Source organism: uncultured Methanobrevibacter sp., from assembly GCF_902769175.1.
Classification (GTDB): domain Archaea; phylum Methanobacteriota; class Methanobacteria; order Methanobacteriales; family Methanobacteriaceae; genus Methanobrevibacter.
The window spans coordinates 1-19,711 of sequence record NZ_CACXNW010000028.1 but is presented as its reverse complement, the minus strand read 5'-3'; the positions used below and the strand labels follow the sequence as shown (position 1 = coordinate 19,711).

19 protein-coding genes and 2 pseudogenes are annotated in these 19,711 nt (G+C 28.6%); 2 read left to right on the top strand and 19 right to left on the bottom strand.

Annotated features, from left to right (window positions below; genetic code table 11):
- Positions 1–398: 398 nt before the first annotated feature.
- Entirely contained in the window at positions 399–1,334 is a 936-nt protein-coding gene (locus tag QZV12_RS10255) for a hypothetical protein (RefSeq protein ID WP_295621265.1), read from the bottom strand.
- A 144-nt stretch (positions 1,335–1,478) separates the two neighbouring features.
- Positions 1,479–2,096, bottom strand: a complete 618-nt coding sequence (locus QZV12_RS10250; RefSeq protein ID WP_295621262.1) for a hypothetical protein — start codon at positions 2,094–2,096, stop codon at positions 1,479–1,481.
- Positions 2,097–2,607: 511 nt separating this feature from the next.
- Here QZV12_RS10250 and QZV12_RS10245 point away from each other — a divergent pair.
- Entirely contained in the window at positions 2,608–3,987 is a 1,380-nt protein-coding gene (locus tag QZV12_RS10245) for a sodium-dependent transporter (RefSeq protein WP_295621259.1), read from the top strand.
- A gap of 329 nt (positions 3,988–4,316) precedes the next feature.
- Here QZV12_RS10245 and QZV12_RS10240 read toward each other — a convergent pair whose 3' ends face one another.
- The 13 genes and pseudogenes from QZV12_RS10240 to psmA form a co-directional block, all read right to left on the bottom strand.
- Positions 4,317–4,460, bottom strand: coding sequence for a hypothetical protein (locus tag QZV12_RS10240; RefSeq protein WP_295621459.1), 144 nt, complete (start codon positions 4,458–4,460; stop codon positions 4,317–4,319).
- A gap of 2 nt (positions 4,461–4,462) precedes the next feature.
- On the bottom strand, positions 4,463–4,966 hold the full coding sequence (locus tag QZV12_RS10235; protein WP_295621256.1) for a 4Fe-4S binding protein: 504 nt from the start codon (positions 4,964–4,966) through the stop codon (positions 4,463–4,465).
- A 370-nt stretch (positions 4,967–5,336) separates the two neighbouring features.
- Complete coding sequence (locus tag QZV12_RS10230; RefSeq protein ID WP_295621253.1) at positions 5,337–5,633, bottom strand: DUF3194 domain-containing protein; 297 nt, start codon at positions 5,631–5,633, stop codon at positions 5,337–5,339.
- Between the two features lie 66 nt (positions 5,634–5,699).
- On the bottom strand, positions 5,700–6,068 hold the full coding sequence (locus tag QZV12_RS10225; protein ID WP_295621250.1) for a prefoldin subunit beta: 369 nt from the start codon (positions 6,066–6,068) through the stop codon (positions 5,700–5,702).
- Positions 6,069–6,372: 304 nt separating this feature from the next.
- Positions 6,373–6,600, bottom strand: a complete 228-nt coding sequence (locus QZV12_RS10220) for a KEOPS complex subunit Pcc1 (RefSeq protein WP_295621456.1) — start codon at positions 6,598–6,600, stop codon at positions 6,373–6,375.
- A 308-nt stretch (positions 6,601–6,908) separates the two neighbouring features.
- A complete protein-coding gene (locus QZV12_RS10215) occupies positions 6,909–7,400 on the bottom strand; it encodes a Brix domain-containing protein (protein ID WP_295621247.1) in 492 nt (163 codons plus the stop codon).
- A 284-nt stretch (positions 7,401–7,684) separates the two neighbouring features.
- Positions 7,685–7,816, bottom strand: coding sequence for a DNA-directed RNA polymerase subunit P (locus tag QZV12_RS10210; protein ID WP_292777583.1), 132 nt, complete (start codon positions 7,814–7,816; stop codon positions 7,685–7,687).
- Entirely contained in the window at positions 7,817–8,086 is a 270-nt protein-coding gene (rpl37A, locus tag QZV12_RS10205) for a 50S ribosomal protein L37Ae (RefSeq protein ID WP_295621244.1), read from the bottom strand.
- Between the two features lie 543 nt (positions 8,087–8,629).
- A pseudogene (rrp42, locus tag QZV12_RS10200) lies at positions 8,630–9,356 on the bottom strand (exosome complex protein Rrp42).
- Positions 9,357–9,367: 11 nt separating this feature from the next.
- Entirely contained in the window at positions 9,368–10,078 is a 711-nt protein-coding gene (rrp41, locus tag QZV12_RS10195) for an exosome complex exonuclease Rrp41 (RefSeq protein WP_295621241.1), read from the bottom strand.
- Between the two features lie 388 nt (positions 10,079–10,466).
- Positions 10,467–11,309 (bottom strand): annotated as a pseudogene (gene rrp4 / locus QZV12_RS10190) (exosome complex RNA-binding protein Rrp4); the annotation flags it as partial.
- 153 nt (positions 11,310–11,462) lie between these two features.
- The gene (locus QZV12_RS10185; protein WP_295621237.1) at positions 11,463–12,167 is read right to left on the bottom strand and encodes a ribosome assembly factor SBDS; all 705 of its coding nucleotides are present in this window, start codon (positions 12,165–12,167) and stop codon (positions 11,463–11,465) included.
- Positions 12,168–12,853: 686 nt separating this feature from the next.
- On the bottom strand, positions 12,854–13,594 hold the full coding sequence (gene psmA, locus QZV12_RS10180) for an archaeal proteasome endopeptidase complex subunit alpha (protein ID WP_295621234.1): 741 nt from the start codon (positions 13,592–13,594) through the stop codon (positions 12,854–12,856).
- Positions 13,595–14,566: 972 nt separating this feature from the next.
- Between psmA and QZV12_RS10175 the strand changes: the two genes are divergently transcribed.
- Entirely contained in the window at positions 14,567–16,408 is a 1,842-nt protein-coding gene (locus tag QZV12_RS10175; protein WP_295621231.1) for a hypothetical protein, read from the top strand.
- 294 nt (positions 16,409–16,702) lie between these two features.
- Here QZV12_RS10175 and QZV12_RS10170 read toward each other — a convergent pair whose 3' ends face one another.
- The 4 genes from QZV12_RS10170 to QZV12_RS10155 form a co-directional block, all read right to left on the bottom strand.
- Positions 16,703–17,080 (bottom strand): Rpp14/Pop5 family protein, encoded by a 378-nt coding sequence (locus QZV12_RS10170; protein WP_295621228.1) that lies wholly within the window; start codon positions 17,078–17,080, stop codon positions 16,703–16,705.
- Positions 17,080–17,994: a ribonuclease P protein component 3 gene (gene rnp3 / locus QZV12_RS10165; RefSeq protein WP_295621225.1), complete on the bottom strand. Its 915-nt coding sequence runs from the start codon at positions 17,992–17,994 to the stop codon at positions 17,080–17,082. The genes QZV12_RS10170 and rnp3 overlap by 1 nt, the downstream gene beginning before the upstream one ends.
- Before the next feature lie 163 nt (positions 17,995–18,157).
- Positions 18,158–18,595: an RNA-binding protein gene (locus QZV12_RS10160; protein WP_295621222.1), complete on the bottom strand. Its 438-nt coding sequence runs from the start codon at positions 18,593–18,595 to the stop codon at positions 18,158–18,160.
- Positions 18,596–18,714: 119 nt separating this feature from the next.
- Entirely contained in the window at positions 18,715–19,263 is a 549-nt protein-coding gene (locus QZV12_RS10155) for a 50S ribosomal protein L15e (protein WP_295621452.1), read from the bottom strand.
- Positions 19,264–19,711 lie beyond the last annotated feature (448 nt).

Here is a 19,711-nt window from a genome sequence, read left to right as displayed (position 1 = left end):
AAAGATTTTATAAAATTATCACTATGTGATATTTTTATCCGTTAATTCTATAGTATAATATAAATTTTCACTGGTTTTCAATCTATTAAATATATAGTTAATAAAAATTTTCACTACACTTTTCAATCTATTAAGTATATAGTTAATAAAAATTTTCACTACACTTTTCAATCTATTAATTATATAGTTAATGAAAATTTTCACTACACTTTTCAATCTATTAATTATATAGTTAATGAAAATTTTACTATGGTTTTGAATCTATTAATTATTAGTTAAAAAAATATAATAAACTTAAATAATGCTTCTAAAATTAAAAGAAATAATAATTAATTAAAAATAAAAAAATTAAAGAAAGATTATTTTGATTAAAATAATCTCTTTAATAAAAAATAAGATTATTTCGGATTAGAAGCTACAATAATCTCTTTAACATTGTATGGAGGAAGCTCAATCTTATAGTCTACTACTTTGATTAAAGCTTCAACACCTTTTCTTCCATTATCCATTAATTGGTAAGTGTTTTTTGGAATGAAAATGAATCCGCCAGTTCTGGTTTTTGAAAAGATATCTAAAAATAGCTTTACCTTTTCATCAGACTTTTTACCAATCAAGCTTTTGTTTAAGTTGATGATGATAAATTCAAACTTACCTAAAATTTCGTCAAGCTGATCCTCAGTTACCTGTAAAATGTCTATGCCTTCTACAAATTGATCAGTTACAAAAAGGCCAGTACCATACATTTCAGTTTGTTGAACCAATGGGAACACTTCATTTAAATATTCCTCATCACTCTTTTCAGGAATTTCCAATGCTTCATCACTGAGGATTAAAGAAAAAGCATTTCTTTCAACTGCCCTTAAGAAGTTAAGGTTTTTGTCCACTTCAGTCTTATCTTCATGAACTAAATACACTGCCCCTCCACTGGTATTCACATCTTCAGTTTTAGGATAAAAAATTCCATTGACACGAATAGTGTCTAAGGAAGTGCTGTGATAAGACTTTAATCTATTACTTATTCCTGCCATTGGAGATGAACGAGCAATCATATCAGATGGAACAATAAAGAATTTTAGATTACCATGAGCAAACAATTCATATTTTCTCTTTAAGTTTTCTTTGAAACGTTCCGGCTTTAAGTATGAATCAAGGATACTGTCGGTTTCATGCTGACCGGAAATCTTGTCCAAGAACTCTGCAGGCATATTACCACCACATGGACGACAGTTTACTTCAATTAAAACTGGTCCATCCTCATCAATCATATATTCTCCATGAATTGGACCATATTTAAGCCCTAATGCGTTTGCAACAGCATAGGCATATTCCACCATTTCAGCTTCACCAAGGCTTAACTCATTAACAGTTTCACATGAATCATAAGCAAGAGCTCCTTCGGAAGTTCTTATCTTATTGTACTTCCAAACAGTTGTTACACGATGAGTGCCCTTATGAGATACTGTATTTACAATATATTCTTAACCTTTGATTCTCTCTTGAATCAAAAGGTCTTCCAGCATATCACCATAATGATTTATATCATTAAACAAGGCATTTACTGCATTAATCATCTCATCTCTATTTAAACAGATACGAACATTTGTTGAACCTGCACAATAATTAGGTTTTACTACAACCTCATCCAAACCCTCATTATCATAAAATGCTATAGCTTCATTTAAAGAGTGAACAAGTTTTCCCTTAATTGAACGAAGACCATGCTCAGCAATTCTTTCCTGCATTTGGTCTTTCATAGTCATTGCAGGAAGATTTTCAACATCATTACCTAAAAGACCTAACTCTTTAGATAATTTTGTTGCTAAAATAATTCCTCTTTCATGACCTGCAACAATTAATAAAGGGTCGTATTTTTTGACTTCCTCAAGGGTTTCTTCAAAAGTTTCCTGCTCATAAATCATTTCTATATCATAAGGAATTCTTTTATAATCATTAATGACAAATTCTGCAAAATCTCTTCCACCAGGAGTTTCTGCAACTTTCAAGTCTAATGCAATAGGGTTATATCCCCTATTGATAATATCTTCAACAAAATTTATTCCAGTAGATATACATTCAACAACAATAATATTTCTCATTTTATCTCCCTTTATAAAATATTTAAAGGCATAAATTTTATTTTCAAGTATCTGATAATTCATTAAAAATAATATACATTAATAGATGTATATTTATTGATATATAAAAATTTTGATAATAAGATAAGTTATCTAAATGTAAATGAATGAAATGATGCAAAAGAATAAAAATTTAATTAAAAAAATTAGTCATAACTATTAGTTAATAGACTAAAAATTTAATTAAAAAAATTAGTCATAACTATTAGTTAATAGACTAAAAATTTAATTAAAAAAATTAGTCATAACAATTAGCTAATAAACTAAAAATTTAATTAAAAAAATTAGTCATAACAGTTAACTAATAGACTAAAAAACTGATTAAAAAAAAAAATAAAGTCATACAGTTTACTAATAGACACTTGTCCAAGAAAAATAATGAATCCAATGTAATTATCAAAAACTTATTAAATGAAAAAATAAAAAATAATATTAGAAAATTTTAAAAATCTAATCAACATGGAGTAATCAAATGACTGATAAATCACACTGGAGCTCAATAAGCACTTTTATTCTTGCAATGGTTGGTTTAACAATTGGTATTGGGAATATTTGGCGTTTTAGCTATGTCTTCTACAACAATGGTGGAGGATCATTCTTTATTCCTTATCTTATTCCAATTCTTGTAATGGGAATACCATTTTTAATCTTGGAATATGGTTTGGGATTCAGTTCAAAAAAGAGCTTTTCAAAGTTGTTGCATGACATTAATCCAAAATTTGAGATAATAGCTTGGATTTTAGTGCTCTTTGTTTTTATAGTTGTAATATATTATATGGTTATTCTAAGTTGGGATTTTGTATATCCATTAAACAGCTTTACATTTGGATGGGGAACTAACCCTGCAGCATTCTTTACTGCAAATGTTGGAGAATCCTCTGATTTAGCTGGAATCGATTATCTGATAATTCCTACATTCATTAGTATTATAATATTGTGGGGATTATTCTGGTTTGTTTCAAATAGGGATGTTGATAAGGGTATCGGCAGAATATCCAGAATTCTTATGCCTTTGCTTTTCATTATCATGTCTTTTATTCTGATTTATTCATTTACATTACCTGGTTTCCATTTAGGATTGGTCACACTGCTTAATCCGAATTGGGGAATGCTTTTAGACATTGACATTTGGCTTGCTGCATTTGCTCAAATAATCTTCTCATTAAGCATTGGCCAAGCGATGGTTTATACCTATGCAACATACTTGTCTGAAGAGTCTAAATTAATCGATAATGTGTTAATGGTAGTTGTATCCAATTGTTTATACGAAATCTTCGTTGCTATAGGAATATTCTCTATTTTAGGATACATGTCTGTAACAAGCTCAATTCCAATAACCGAATTGATTACTGAAGGAACAAGCCTGATTTTTGTAGTTCTTCCAGAAGTCTTTGAAGTGATGGGTCCTATTGGAAGAATAATAGCTCCATTACTAATGTTATCAATCCTTTTTGCAGGATTTACATCATCATTAGCCCTATTTGAGCCTTTATTGTATTCAGTTTGTGAAAAATTCAACTGGTCTCGTAAAAAAGGAGTCAGTGTTTTAGTTATCATTGCATGCTGTGGATCTTTATTGTTTTCAACTGGAATAAGCAGTTATTTGGTTGAGATTGTAGATACATTTGTTAATGAACTTGGAATTTTGATTCTGATAGCTATTCAAGCAATAATATTTACATGGTATTATGACTTTGAAAAGCTGATTCCTATCTTAAACAAGCATTCAAGGTTTAAAGTAGGAAAAACATGGAAATTAACCCTTAAATATTTGCTCCCATTAATGCTGATTGTAATGTGGATCGTTGGAATCTACGATTTAGTGAGAGATATGGATATTTTTAAAATGTAGATTTATCTATTCATAACAGTGCTTGTCCTTGTTGTAGCATTCATTTTATTTAAGCTAAAACCAAAAAACCCAATAGAAAATTAAAAAATAAACCTATTAAAAAAAGTAAAAATTAATAGAAAATAAGAATAATAAAACTATAAAAAAAAGTTAAAACTAATAGAAAATTAAAAAATAAACCCAATTAAAAAAAAGTAAAAATTAATAGAAAATTAAAAAAAAACCTATTAAAATTAAAAAAAAACCTATTAAAATTAAAAAAAAACCTATTAAAATTAAAAAAAAATAATAAACAAACTTATTTAAAAAAAAATATTAAAAGAAAAGATTTAGAAATAGAATTCAGGCTCTTTTCTTTCTGCATTTGCACTTTCAAATTCTGGTTTAGTAGCTTCAAATGCTTCTCCTATAAATCCTCTTGCATTTTCAGGACAAATGCTTATGCATGAAGTGCATCTTGAACATAAGTCAATGTCTACATCAAAGGGTCATCATCAGGAATTGCCTTTTCTGGACAAACACCTACACATTCTAAACAGAATACACATTTTTCATCACATGATACAACAAATGGAAGTTTCTTATAATCAACATAAGGTCTGTTTCCAGGGATTTCCGCTTCTAATGAACCGCCATTTTCTATTTTTTCAATTGCCTTTTGTGCAAATTCATTGATTTTTTCCACATCTGATTCATCAGGTCTTCCTACTGCAACACCATCAAAGATTGAATGATGGCTAATAGTGGAAGCTGCCGCAATTACATCAAACTTATTTTCCTTAAGCAAATCAACCAATTCAAGCAGTGCATCAGTTACATGTGCATTTCCATAATTTACAACTGCAATGGCTTTTGTATTGTCACCAGTTATTTTAGACAATCTTGTTGAAGCTGTTTTTGGAATTCTTCCTGCAAAGACAGGCATTCCAACGATAACTACATCAGCAGCGCCAAATTCCTTAGCATCATTAAAGTACAATAAATCACAGATCTAATTTTCTTCATCAAAGTTGCTTGCAATTTGATTAAGCACTTTTTTTGTAGTTCCTGATGGACTAAAAAATATATTTGTTACTTTCATATCCTCACCTTTAAAGAAATTTTAAAATTATAAAAATATAAAAAATCATGATAAAAATTATTTTATAATAAAAACCTAATTAAAATAAAAATAATTTTATTGAAATAATATTATTAAAAAAATAAAAAATAAAAATGAAAATGATAAATGATTGATGGAAAATATAAATGAAAATGAAAAATACAATGAAATATCATTTAAACAAAAGTGAAAAAATTCAAAAAAACAATACAATTTTTACACTAAAATCTGAGAAAAAATAATGTGTTCATTCTCTGAAATTTTCATCAATGTATTCATCAAGTTCTAAGTAAGACTCTTCGATTAATTGATTGATTATTTCATCTGATAACTTTGATAGTTCATCTGTGTCAATATCAATATCAACATCTATATCAAGCTCATTATTTTCATCATTATAATCAATTTTGATGTTAATATCCATTGCCAAAATTTCTTTTTGAGATTCAACTGAAGAAAAAATTTTCTTCTCAATAATATCTGAAAAGAAATCTGAAATATCATCAAGATCCTCTTGTGATAATTTTTTAAGTTTTGATACCATATTCACTCACCAAATTTTTTGATAAAAAAAATTTTCAAAACCAAAACTCTGATTATTGAAATAATTTTATAATATACGAATTAAAATTTTTGAAATAAAAAAAGAAAAAGCTTGTTGGATGGTTGCTTGCATTTCTTCAAGTTTTTTCATGACTCTTTCTTCTTGACGGGTCATGGTTTGTTGTCTTAATTTAAGAGTTTCAACTTTGTCTTCAAGCTCTTCTAAAGTAGAGTCACGTTCTACTTTAATAAGTAAGTTTCCTGCAGATTTGAATACTTCTGCTCCTTCTGGAGTCTTTTTAAGTTCTTCAAGTGCAGTTTCGGTTTCTCTTAATTGAATGTCAACATTTTGTTTTTGAACAGTAACAGCTTGAGCTTGTTGTTGTAATTGTTGGAATTGGTTTAATTGATGTTGTATATTTTGTGGAATTTCCATATTTTCACCTTAATTCTTTTTTATAATAATTGCATAATTATATTAGTTTAATTTTTTATTCTTAAAAAATTTAGAAAACAATAATTGATTTTTAGAAATTATCATTTCATTAGCTAATAAATCATTATATTATAATATATTATTAGTTCTATATTTAAAACTATTGTTTCAAAGAGACTTTAAATTGAAAAAATTAAAAAAAATCAATATTCAGTCAAAAGATTAAATCTCAGAAGACAAATCAATCCATTAATCAGGAATTCTCAATCAATCCATAATCTCAAGAGACAAAACAATCCATTAATCATAAATTCTCAGTTAATTCATTAATCTCAACAGCCAATTTAATCCATTTAATTGCTGAATTGATAGATGCTCTAAATGAAGTAGCATCCTCTGCATCTATTGTGATAATGATTTGATTGTTCTCTAATTTCAAATCCATAGATGACCTATAATCTGGAGAAGTTTCAAATTCAAGCAAAATAGAGTCATAAACAATTTGGGCTTGTTCTTCTGAATCAAAATCAATTACAATATCACTATTGATTGATTTTAGAATATCGCTTTGGCTAATGTGAATCTCTCCTTAAAATAATAATTTTCTTATTTCTCTATCAATAATTAATTATCAACTATCTTTTAAACATTAATCTAGCAAATAATTAATTATCAACTATCTTTTAAACATCAATCTGGCAAATAATTAATTATCAACTATCTTTTAAACATCAATCTGGCAAATAATTAGCAAATAATTAATTATCAACTATCTTTTAAACATCAATCTGGCAAATAATTAATTATCAACTATCTTTTAAACATCAATCTGGCAAATAATTAATTATCCGCTATCTTTTTTACATTAATCTGAAAATCTATTTGTTCCCCTTTCTTATTGACAAAATAGATTATTGCAAAGTTCTTATCATCATCATAATCTGCATAGGAAATTCTTATGTAATTTGAATCCTGAGGTTCTGTAGTAACTTCAATCCCTAAGACTTCAGCTAAAATATCTAATTCCCTTACGCTGGATCTGATCTTTAAGTCTTCAGGCTTAATGTGAAGACGTTCATTTGTAGTGTTTACAGAAATAAGCAATGCCAATTTCTCATTAGCTTCCAAATCATAAAAAGTCAATTTGCTTGGGTTTCCCTTTATCTGATAAACTAAAACAAGGCCATCATAACCTAATTGACTAGCTTTGACAAGCAAATCCCTTAAACTGCTCTTTCCTCTATTGGTATAGTCAAAGCCGAAAGCATGAGAGAAATTCTTACAGAAAGTTCTGGTTTTCTGAGATGGTTTTCTTGAAGTAGAAATAAGCATAGTAATCCTCTTTGATATTTTTTAATTTATTGTTTAACAGGAATTAGAAAATAGATAGTGTTAAAATCAGTTAAAAATAAAAATCACATTAAAATAAAGAAAATGCTAATTTTAATATAATATATTAAAATTAGAAAATAGCTAAAATAACTAAATAGCTATAAATATTAAAAATAGAAATGTTGTGGCTTCAACCACTAAGCTAAATAGTTATTAAAAGATAATCATGAACAACAATCGAAATCATCATTCAAAATATTAATCATAAAACTAATATTTAATAACTATCTTGCTTTTACGAGTTTTCTGACTTCTGGAACTTTTTTAAATAAAATCCTATATCTACATTTAGGACATTTATTTTCCATGTAACCTTTGTGGTCAACTTCAGTTCCACATTCAGGACATCTGTACAATTATTCTCCTCCAACTACTCTTTTAATGTTACGGGTTGCAGCTTTTACCATAGGAGTTTGAGGTACGTATGCACCGCCAGTAAATACTGTACCGCATTTTTTACATTCCCAAATTCCAGCACTTACTCTTTTTACGTAAGGTCTGTCACATTTAGGACAAACATGTTTCTTTTTCATGTTTTCTTCAATTTTCTTAACTTGTCTTTTTGCTTTTCTTCCGTATCTAGCACCAAATCTGCCAGTAATACCAACTTTTTTTGTTCTTGCCATTTAAAATATCTCCAGTAAAATTGAATTAATTAAATAAGTCATTAAGCTTCAACACCTACAAAGCTTAACGTATATATTATTTAATCTGTCATCGATAATCTCGATTCAATTTCTTAAATCGATAAACAATAAATATGATAGTAAATAAGACATACTCTTGTCTTAATTGATAAGATTAAATAAAAAAATCTGCTTTACTAATTATGAAACATAAAATAATTAAAATAAAGAGAATATTTGTTAAAATTATAAAACCATTACAGCATTTAGGCTATAAATTTAACTAATAATATAATATAGTAATTAAAAGTATATAAACTTAATGGTTTTTTAGATAATTTAATTAGAAAAAATAGCTATTTTGTATTCTAACTTAAAATAAATCTTTAAATTCCTAATTAAAATATAAAATTAAAGTATTTTTTACAATAAATATTTATATTAAAACAATTTTGTAAAAAAAGAATTAAAAAAAATATATAAAATATTTTAAAAATTAAAAAATTAGTCAAGATAATGATCCATTAACTTGACTTTTTATATTTAATCCAAATAGGAAAGCAAATCGTCTTTAGTGGTAAATGCCATATGTACAGCATCAAGGATTTCATCTCTGGTTAAAGGTGCTTCTCCACCTTTTTGCATGGAACAGACATGATTTCCTTCATCGGTTACACCGATAGTGATTCTTGCATCCAAGATTTCTTCCTCTTCTAATGAAGGATCTAAAATTAATCCATTGCCGATTTTGACAAAGGTAGATAATGCTAATTTGTCCCTTATTGGCAAGTCCATTGTTTCATCTTCAGATAAGACAATTTCATCATCAATATATTCAGCAACAGGCAATTTAGTGTTCATTAAAGCTGCCATTACAGCAAGGTTAGATGCGTCAAAGAGATTTCCATCGTAATCGATTACATGCAAGTCAATGAAAAGCATCCAAACTTTTTTGCCTTCTTCAATACAAAGCTTTTCTAAATCCACTAGTTCACTTTCACGAATTCCACGATCTACAACACGTGCAAGTTCAATTGATTCAGGACTAGGTGGACCTGGTTCAAATCCAGGAGCAGCCATTGGCAAGAGTTCACAATTGGTCATTAATACACCTAAATTAGGAGTGTCACCAAATGGTTCACCAATAGTTGGCTTTACACCTACAATAACTTGGGTGTCACCTAATTTTACAAGCTCTTCCATCAGCTCTTTTACCATCATTTATAAGTCTTGTAATACTTCTTCTAGTAATTTCTGGTACAATATCCATATTTTCACAACCTATTCAGAGCTATACCTAGCTTTTAAAGCTTCATGTTGGAGTTGGCTAATTTTTCTGCATCCTTCCATAGTTAAATCCAAAGCTTCTTCAAATTCTTCTTCAGTTAAGTTACCGTCTGCTTGAAGTAAAGTGATTTCACCGGTTCTTGGCATCATTGCTATAGGAACATCAGCTTGTCCTTCCTTATCCTCTTTTTCAGATAAGTCTAATACAACTTGGTCATTTACTTTACCTGCAGCACAGCCTACTACAATATCCTTCATTGGAATTCCTGCATCAGCTAATGCTACAGCAGCTGCAGTAATTCCTGCACAACGGGTTCCTCCTTCTGCTTCAATTACTTCAATTGATACATCCACCATTGATCTTGGGAAAGATTCCAACATTAAAGCAGGTCTGAGTGCATCAGCAGCAATTTTAGAAATTTCAGTTGATCTTCTGTCTGGGCCAGGTCTTTTACGGTCATCTACTGAAAATGGAGCCATGTTATATCTTACTCGAATTACACCAGTATTAGGTTTTAGTAAACGTCTAATATAGGATTCTCTTGGTCCATAAACAGATGCTAAAATTTTATTTCCACCAACTTCCAAATAAGCAGAACCGTCTGCTCTTTTTAAAACGCCAGCTTCAATTTTTATTGGACGGAATTCATCGTATGCTCTTCCGTCAACTCTTAATTCTTTGTCATTTGAGATAATAAAAAACACCTCTTCTGCATCACATTTTAATAGTCATATAAATTATTATCAATAATAATAAATTTTAAAATTCAACAGCTTAAATACCTCTTCCTTGTGAAATGTTTAAAGTAGGGGATTTAGAATTATCTGCACGGCTAAAATCGTAAGAAGACTTATTTTTCTTTTTTTGTTCATTTATGTATTCAAAGGTATCTAAAAATTTAGGTTTTTTAGATTTGTCTTCCTTATCATCTTCAGCCTCTTCATCATCTTCTTCCTCAGATTCTTCATCCTCTAATTCATCATCAAAGTCTTCGAATCCTTCTTCATCTTCTGAATCATCGTTGAATTCTTCGATATCTTCATCTTCAGTATCCTCATCTTCAGAGTCATCAAACATTTCGTCATCAGAGTCTTCATCATCAATGTCTTCAAAGTCATCAGCTTCATCTTCCAAGAATCCTTCTTCAGCTAATTCCTTTTCAACCTCTTCTCTGAAATCTTGAAGTTCAGGTTTTTTCAAGCCATCTTCAAAAGCTTCTTCTTCCACTTCAGGTTCTGCTTCCTCTTCTTCTTCTGGAGGCAATTCACCATCAATAAGTAAGCAAAGCTTGTTTTTGATTCTGTCAGTTAAACCAGAGGTATGAGCTTCTTTTTCGATTAATTTGATAACATTTTTAACGATTTGTTCCATGTCTTCATTACCTTTTACCCAAACAAGACCATTTTGACCGACTACAATCTTACAGCCGGTTTTATCCTTGATCATGTTAATCATAGAACCTTTTTTACCAATTAAACGAGGCACTTTGGTAGGAGCAATATCTACAATAACTCCACCTTTGAATTTACCCATTCCACGGCCTTTTAATCCTAATTTAACCTTTTTCACTTCATCGACATCGACGATTCTTAAGAAAAGAACATCACCAATATCAAATACTCTGCTCAATTCCTTTTTCTCTCTTCCAAATACTTCTGATGCAGGTAAGATACCAGAGTATGGTGAGTTAATGTCTACTCCCCACATTGAAAATCTGACATCGTCAATTTTACCGATAACTACATCACCTTTTTTAGGAAGATATTTGCTTTTTAAAGGAATTACACTAATTTTCTTATTTCTTAAAGAAACTAAACCCAAGAGTTTGGAACATATTTTTCCATCATCTTCAAAGGTCCCTCTTCCTGAATAATAATCATCTTCTGCTAATAATTCTCCAGGAACAACTAAATCTTTTTCATTCACATATATCATACATATACTTCCCATAAGAGTATATTAAATTCAACAACACTCTAAATTAACAGCTATAACATTAAATCTGATTTCCATAAAAAGACATAATTATTATAGACAAACCCTAATCTATTCATTAACCTCTTATTTGCAAATAAATAAATTATAGAATTAATTGATTAATTTAGTTTCAGCTTCTCCTCCTGAGATAGAAGCCATTTTATGATTAAAATCATCTTGAAGACCACCAGGCATCTCTACAATTCCAATCCAAGAACCATCTTGTTGCCATTCTTCATTTATAATATTTCCAAATGGACGAATTGCAGAATAAGCATTGCCTGCAGCTGTGCTTGGCAATCTAACAGCCCTTTTAACTTTTTCAAATTTAATTGGAATTAAAACTTTAATTGCTTTTAAAGCAGTTTGAACTTGTTCATCCACAGATTTAAATGGGTCAACTTTAACTTTAGCCTCATTCATAGCATTTTCAATTCTGACTGCAGGATGTGGAAGACCATTTTGAGGATTGATACCCTCTCTGGCTATTTTAGCAATAACCTGTTTTCTTTTATCCTCTTGCATCTGTCTTCTTTGTTCAGCAGTCAGTTGAACATTTCCTTTTTGAAGAATTTGAGCAGCCACTTCCAAAACATCAATTGTTTCAAATACCTTTTTCATAGATTCCTCAGAAGCCTTATCCCCTTTTTTGGAATCTTTAAATATTTCTTCAACAGCTAAAATATCTTCAATGTTAATCTCTTTTTCATAATCAGGATTTCTAAAGTCTGCAGCTAAATCAGGATCAACTAAAATTTCAAATTTTTCTCCAAAAGATTCATATCTTGCAATTATAACATCATCTATATTTACCATGCGTACTCACCTAATCCAATACAATTTGATAACTGCCTATCAATACATTTTAAAAATAATGCAATAAATCAATGAATAATTTTATGATTAATTAATGAATTAATTTATGAATAAATTAATGTATAAAATATTGAATAAAATATTGAATAAATTAATGAATAAAATATTGAATAAATTATTGAATAAATCAATGCAATAAAATAATACAATAGATCAATGCATTTTAATAAATAAAATGTAAGATAAACCTAAAATACATTTAAATAATAAAAATGTAATTATGAACTTTTAAATACCTTAAAAAAGGTAAAATAAAAGAGTTCTTAATTATAAAGAACCCTATTAAAAATTAAAACATAGAATCATTAGAAAAATCAGTTAAATGTATTTAACGATTCTTCCAATATGCTTATGCTCTTTCAAGAATTTCTCTGTAAGAATTAACTTAATGCCGAATTTAGCAGTTTTTCCTTACAGTTTTGCTCTTAATAACTTTTTTGATAATTGCTTTTTTTACAAACATTTTCATCAATAAGCATTAAAGAGAATCCTATTGAAAAGATAATTTAAAATTATTCTTCATCAGAACTTTCTTCTCCAAATTCTTCTTCAGCATCAGCTTCGTTAGTTTCAGCTTCAGATTCATCTGCAGTTTCTTCAGCTTCTTCTTCGGATTCTTCTTCCTCTTATTCAGCATTTCTCTCAAGAAGAGCTTCAACATACTCAGATACTTCATCGTCAGAAAGTTTTCTGTAAGCTTGAGTATCTACTTCAATTACAGCTATTTCAACACTTTGAGGAGTTGTTCTGCCTTCAGTAGCTTCATAAAGTGCATCTAAACCTAAGTTGATTGCATCTTCAAGGCTTAAATCATCTTCATAGCTTTCTTCAAAGACATCCATAGCTGCTTGTACGCCAGATCCAATAGCTGTAGCTTTGTATTCAATTAAAGCTCCACTTGGGTCTGTTTCGAATAATCTAACTTCTTCACCATTCACTCCACCAATGATCAATGCAGAACCGAAAGGTCTTACACCACCATTTTGAGTGTACATTTGTTTCATGTCACAGATTTTCTTTGCGAGACCTCCGACAAGAATTGGTTCATTGTAAGTTATTTTATTAATTTGAGATTCAATACGTGCTCTTTCGATTAAAGCTCTTGCGTCAGCTACAAGACCAGAAGTTGCAGCACCAATGTGGTTATCAATTTGGAATATTTTTTCAATAGATTTTGCTTCAACTAATCTGCTGACAGTTCTTTTATCTACAATGAGAACTACACCATCTTTTGATTTAAGACCTAAAGATGTGGTTCCTCTTTTAACAGCTTCTCTCGCATATTCTACTTGGAAAAGTCTTCCATCAGGGCTGAATACAGTAATTGCTCTGTCATATCCTGCGTTTTGTTGTTGTAAAGGTTGCATTTAATATCACCATTTCTTTCAAAGTTTTACTATAATCATTCATAAACTACATATCTTAATTTAAAATTAATTTTTTTAGCAAAAAGCAAATAAATTTTTAAATTTAGTCATTTTACTGTTTATTAGAAACTTAAATTTTTTTGCCTCATCAAATCCTAAGAAATAATCATATTGGAATAAAAAGACCAATCATAAATCAATATTATATTTTTACCTTAAATCCCATTTTGATTATTTTTCATCATTTGAACATAAACTACAGCTATAAAAAGAAAAATAAAAATTTAGCCATAATCTATCACTAATATTTAAATTAATTCTAAAAAAATAAACCAAACATTCTGTTATTTGGCAATATGTATTTTATTGATATTTCTGTTCAATATTATATTATATATAAGTTATTTATAAATGTTTTCAAAATTTCAATGAATTTAACCATTTTTGAACAAAAAAAGAGACTATTGAAAAAAATTCCATTTTTAAGAACTATGCTTTATTCATTAAAATAAGAAAAATTGGTCGAATTTTAAAAAATAATGAAAATTCAAAAGATTTGATGAACCATATTTAAATAAGATAAAAAATAAATTTATATATGGAACTTGAAAATCTGATTAATTCTATTAAAAAAGAATTAAATCTAAAACTTGAAAAATAATAATTATAAATAAGAATTAAACTTTTAAAAACTTGAAAAAAAATAATTCTAAAAAAGAATTAAACTTTTCAAAACTTGAAAATGCGACAAATTAAAAATTTTTTTAAATGCCTTTTTAAATATGTTTTTTAAATGTCTTTTAAAAAAATTTAAAAACTATAAAATTCTATGATTGAAAAATATCATTCAAATTTATAAAAATGGGGGAAACAACATTTTAAATAAAAAAATTAATTTTTATAATTAGTTTATTATTTATTTCCATCCTTTGCATCAATACTATTTCAGCTAGCCAAATAGATATTGACCAAATGGAAAATTGCGACAAGGAAAATAATTACTTAAATATAAATGAAAATGAAGAAGAAGAGCTGAACTCTGAGGAAAGCATAACTGAAACTACCGATACAAATAGCCAAAGTGAAGTTCCATCAACAGGAACTACTGAGAATTCCAATCAAGCAACTGATACACAAACTGTTTCTAATTCTATAAACAATGATGTGACAATTCCTGAAATCTCACAAATCATTGTAAATAATGAATCAGTTCTTAAGGAAAGAAATCTCGTATTGCAATTGCTAGATTCAAAAAACAAAGCAATAGCCAATAAAAAGATAAGCATATACTTTAATAAAAAGCTCTATTCCAATATTACTAACAAATATGGAAGAGTAATCCTAAAGATCAGCTCAGATGTTGGAAAATATACTGTAAAGGTTAAATTTGCAGGTGATGAAAACTATACAAAATGCAATAAAACATTTACATTAAATGTTTATAAGCTAAATACCGATTTTACAATTCCAAAAACTGCAATAATAAGAGGACATCATTTCTATGCATATCTTAATGATGAAAATGGAAATCCTCTTACTTCAAAGTATGTAATCATAAAATATAGAAACAAGACATATGTCAAGAAAACCAATAGCGATGGCAGATTCAGATTGCATGTCAAAGCCAAACCATGCAAATATAAAACAGAACTGATTTATATGGGGTCTGGATCTTACATAAAGACCAGCAAGGAAATTACAATCATATCATATAAAGCCAAAACACAAATTGGATTCAATTCAAAAGGCATAGTCAGAGGAAAATACTTGCATATTATACTTTACTATCACAATAACAAGACATTAGCCAACAAGAAATTAACAATAAATTTCGCTGACAAGAAATATGAAAGAACTACAAATGAAGAGGGAAAAGTTAAAATAAGACTAACCCAAACTGTAGGAACTTATAAAATAAAAGTTAATTTTAACGGAACTAAAGGATATATAAAATCCTATCGATCAGCAAAAATCGAAATACTTCCTAATTATACTGGAATACTCAATGCAAAAAGCAGAGTAATGAATCTTAATGGAAAAAAGACTGTTCGATATTTCATTAAGCTAACAGACCTAAATGGAAATCCAATTGTTGGAGAAAGCATTAAGCTAAAGACAAAATGCAATAACTTCACATCTGGAACAGGAAGGAAAATCACTAAGAAAACCATTGTATTAAGCTCAGATAATATCTATAACAAAAAGCTTGACAAACAACGCCTAAACCAAATGGCTAAATTGCTTAGGGCAAAAGGATATAAGGTCATTGTCTATGGAATAGGTCCTAGCTATCATGTATACAGCGTTAAGAATTTCAAGAATGTCTGCGTATTCAGTTTAGTAGGAGGAATAGACAGCGGCATGTTTGTTGATATGGCATCAAGCTATTATCAGCATTATCTTAAGAAAAATAATAACCAATTCGTTTTAGGATGCTTTTCACCAACAACAAGCGTTAATTTAGCTAACAGAACTTGGCTAAAAAGAGCTCATGATGACGATTACAGTCCTAAAAGCTTTAAAGGAATGTACTTCACAGGAAAATACTTAAACAAAAAGACCCATGTGGACTATGTTTATGGAAGCTCTGCAAAGGAGTTAGTGAATAATTTCCTAAAATACGCTAAAAAAGGAAAAAGCATAGGATATGACAACACAATCCCTAACCGTTATACTACATACAAGCTAACAACATCTAAAAATGGATATGTCCATATTGATTTGCCTATAGGAAATCATACAATCATATGTTCAGTAATCAGCAATACTAATGTAGACTCCATAACCAGATGGGTGAATGTTGTTAAAAAATAATTAAAATTATCTTTTAAAAATAGTTAAAACCTTTTTAAAATGGTTAAAATTAGAAAAAAAAAAACACTTTAAATTATCTTATATTCATTATAAGATAATTCTCTTTTTTTATTTTTAAAATACTTTAAATCATCTCATATTCATTATAAGATAATCTCTTTTTATTTTTTAATGAAATTACAAAATCCAAAAAAAACATTTTTATTTTTTAAATGAGTTTTAAACTCCAAAGAAAAAAATTCCTTCACTAATCATCAATAAAAAATAAAAATTCAAAAGAAAAAATTTAATTCATTATTCTTCAATAAATTTGGAAACTCCAGATTTAATAGTTCCTGAAATTCCAATGGTATTTATAGCCACCTTATTCTTATTGTATCTTCTTAATGTAGAAAGTGCTACCCTTACATCATTGCAGTAAGATCTTCCACATCTTAAGACTGTCTTATAATTAAAAATAGCTTCATTATTTTGAATGGTTTTATCAATAAGATAGTGTCTCATGACCCATAAATCAAAGTTGCTTGAATGGTTCTCTCCCCAGTACCTAATGCAAGCATCCCCTGTATACTGAAGCATCTCTTCTTTAGAGATTTCCACTTCTGACTTAATGTCAAGAATCAGATAATGATGTTTTTTCCTTAATGTTGGAGGCAATACCTTCAATTTCATTATAATTCCTCCCCTAAATCATTTTCATATTTCCCACCAATATCATCAGCATCAGCATCATCTAAAATGAATTCATCCTGTGAATCATCATCAAATCCTTCAATTCCTTCAAATTCTTCCAAATCACTTTCCAATTTATCGTAAGTGTCAGTAAAGTCATCACTGTCAATTAGCTTTACTCCACGAATGATCATATTCTTTCTTTCCTTATTGAAATCTATGATTTGTTTAGGATAGTAATAGAATCCATTATAAATCTCCTTATCACTAAATCCTATTGATTTGAAGAAGCATGCAATATCCCTTGTTGACCTTACATCATATAGGATTTTGGAATCTGTTGTTAAGATAAGTGGGAACTGAAATTTGCGATGAAACATCAATATCTCCTTAAAGCTGCTTATTACATTAGCCCTATATCTTAGATGATTGTTTAAAATATCCTTAAAGCATAATTCAATAGCTACATTATTCTTTTTAGCCTCTTTTGCAAGAACATGATTCATTCCAGAATCTCTTCTTTTATAGTAAGGCCTTGATAAAACATCTATTCTATGGTTTTCACAAACTCTGCGGTTGATCTTTAAATCCCCACCTAAACAGCTGATGTAATTAGACTTATTGCGATACTTGTTGATTATCTTTCTAATCTCATTGGAATTAGCATTTAAAATATTTATTCCCATAGAAAGCTCGGCATGCTCAAAATTAGTCTTTATGTTTCTATAGGTTTGATTAAAGTCAACAGAAGACAATTCATCAATTAAATCATCCTTATATTGAATAGCTTTATCAAAATTTTCAGGAAAGTAATTTAAATTAAGATAATCCCATCCAAATTTATTGGCTTCCAAAACTAAAGCCAAATCTTTGTCAAAATCCTGCCCTCTTAGATTCATGTCATAAAATTTCATTTGATTACCTTAATTCAATTATTTAAAAAAAAATCACACTATAACATATAATAATTTATATGAACTAATTAAAATATTTTAATTAACTTGAATTGATTTTTGGTATTTTATTAATATTAGCAAAAAAATCAAAATATTTGCAGAATATCCTAATTAAAATTAATTAGTTTTTAATATCATCTGGAAAGATTTCAGAAATCTTTTTTATAGCCACTTCTTTTTTAGCAGGATATGCAGCAATCTTAATCTTTAGATGAATGCTGTCTCCACCATCCAATATTTCCCACTGCTCTTCTGCAGCTTTTTCCTTGGATAATCTTAAGAATAGATTTCCCTTTTCATCCATTTTCCTATCTAAGTCATTATACAATTTGACTAATTGGTCTTCTCCAATGGAGGATATGAGATTGTTTAGGAATTCCTTGGTCTCTCTTTTTTTAGAAATTGTTCCAGTTAAAATAAGCATTTTCTCTTCTAAAAGACCTTCAGCCTCTTCCACTTCTGGTTCTGCAGTAGGCAAGATATTTAAAAGAGCTTCTAAAATTTCATCTTTGTCTTCGTTTTCATAGATAAAGACACGATATCTAATATTGTGAATCATGATTTAACCTTTAAAATTATAAAATAAATCTAAATATTTAAAATAAGTAAAAAAAGTGAATTATTATAAAAATAGCTAAAAAATAAAAAAATAAAAAGAAAAGAAAAATTAAAAAAAGATTATTTTAATCTTTTTTCACTACCTTTTCCTCTATTTCTACGGCCACGGCCTTTTTTACCAGCACTGGTTAAGCCTCTGAGAGCTCTGCTTCTGTGCTGACTTTCACAAATCCAGTTGATTTTAGGGTCGTTTTTAATAGAAGGACTTTGTGGGTCTACTAAAATTACTTCAAAGTATTTGTATTTTCCGTCAGCCCATACCCAGTAAGAGTTTAATACTTCCATGTTAGGGTATTTTTTAGCTACACGTTCTTCACCGATTCTTTGAATAGATTTAGCCATGGTAATTTTGTTTACACCCATTCTTTTTGGTCTACGACCGTGTTTGAAACGAGTTTTCCTACGTCCACCACGTCTAACTTTTACTCTTACAACCACGAAACCTTTTTTAGCTCTGTAACCTAAAGATCTTGCACGATCAATTCTGGTTGGTCTGTCGATTCTAGTGATTGCAGGTTGTTTTCTCCATACAGGAGCTCTTTGCCACATAAGTTCTCTTACATAAGACTCATCTGGATTTTTCCATGCATCTCTAATATATTTGTACATCATTTATATAACCTCTTGTTCAGCTTTTCGCCACATCCAAAGGACAATATTTAAAATGGTTTTTTTTTGATTAAGTGTATTAGTTTAAATAGAGTAGTGAATAGCTATTTAATTATTAATCAAATTCTAAATATTATAGTCCATAAGAGTTTAATTTTTTTGTTAGAAAATTGCTATCAAACAGCAAATATACTAACATATTATAATATTTAATAGTAATCATTTAAAAAGTTTTTGTATAAAAACAGATATTTTAGAATTGGGAGAAGATTGATAGACTATTAGAATAAATCAAAATCAAATATGAAAAAATAAAATACTAGTTAATTCTATAAAAAAATAAAAAAAACTCTAGTTAATTCTATAAAAAAATAAAAAAAAACTAGTTAATTCTATAAAAAAATAAAAAAAAACTAGTTAATTCTATAAAAAAATAAAAAAAACTAGT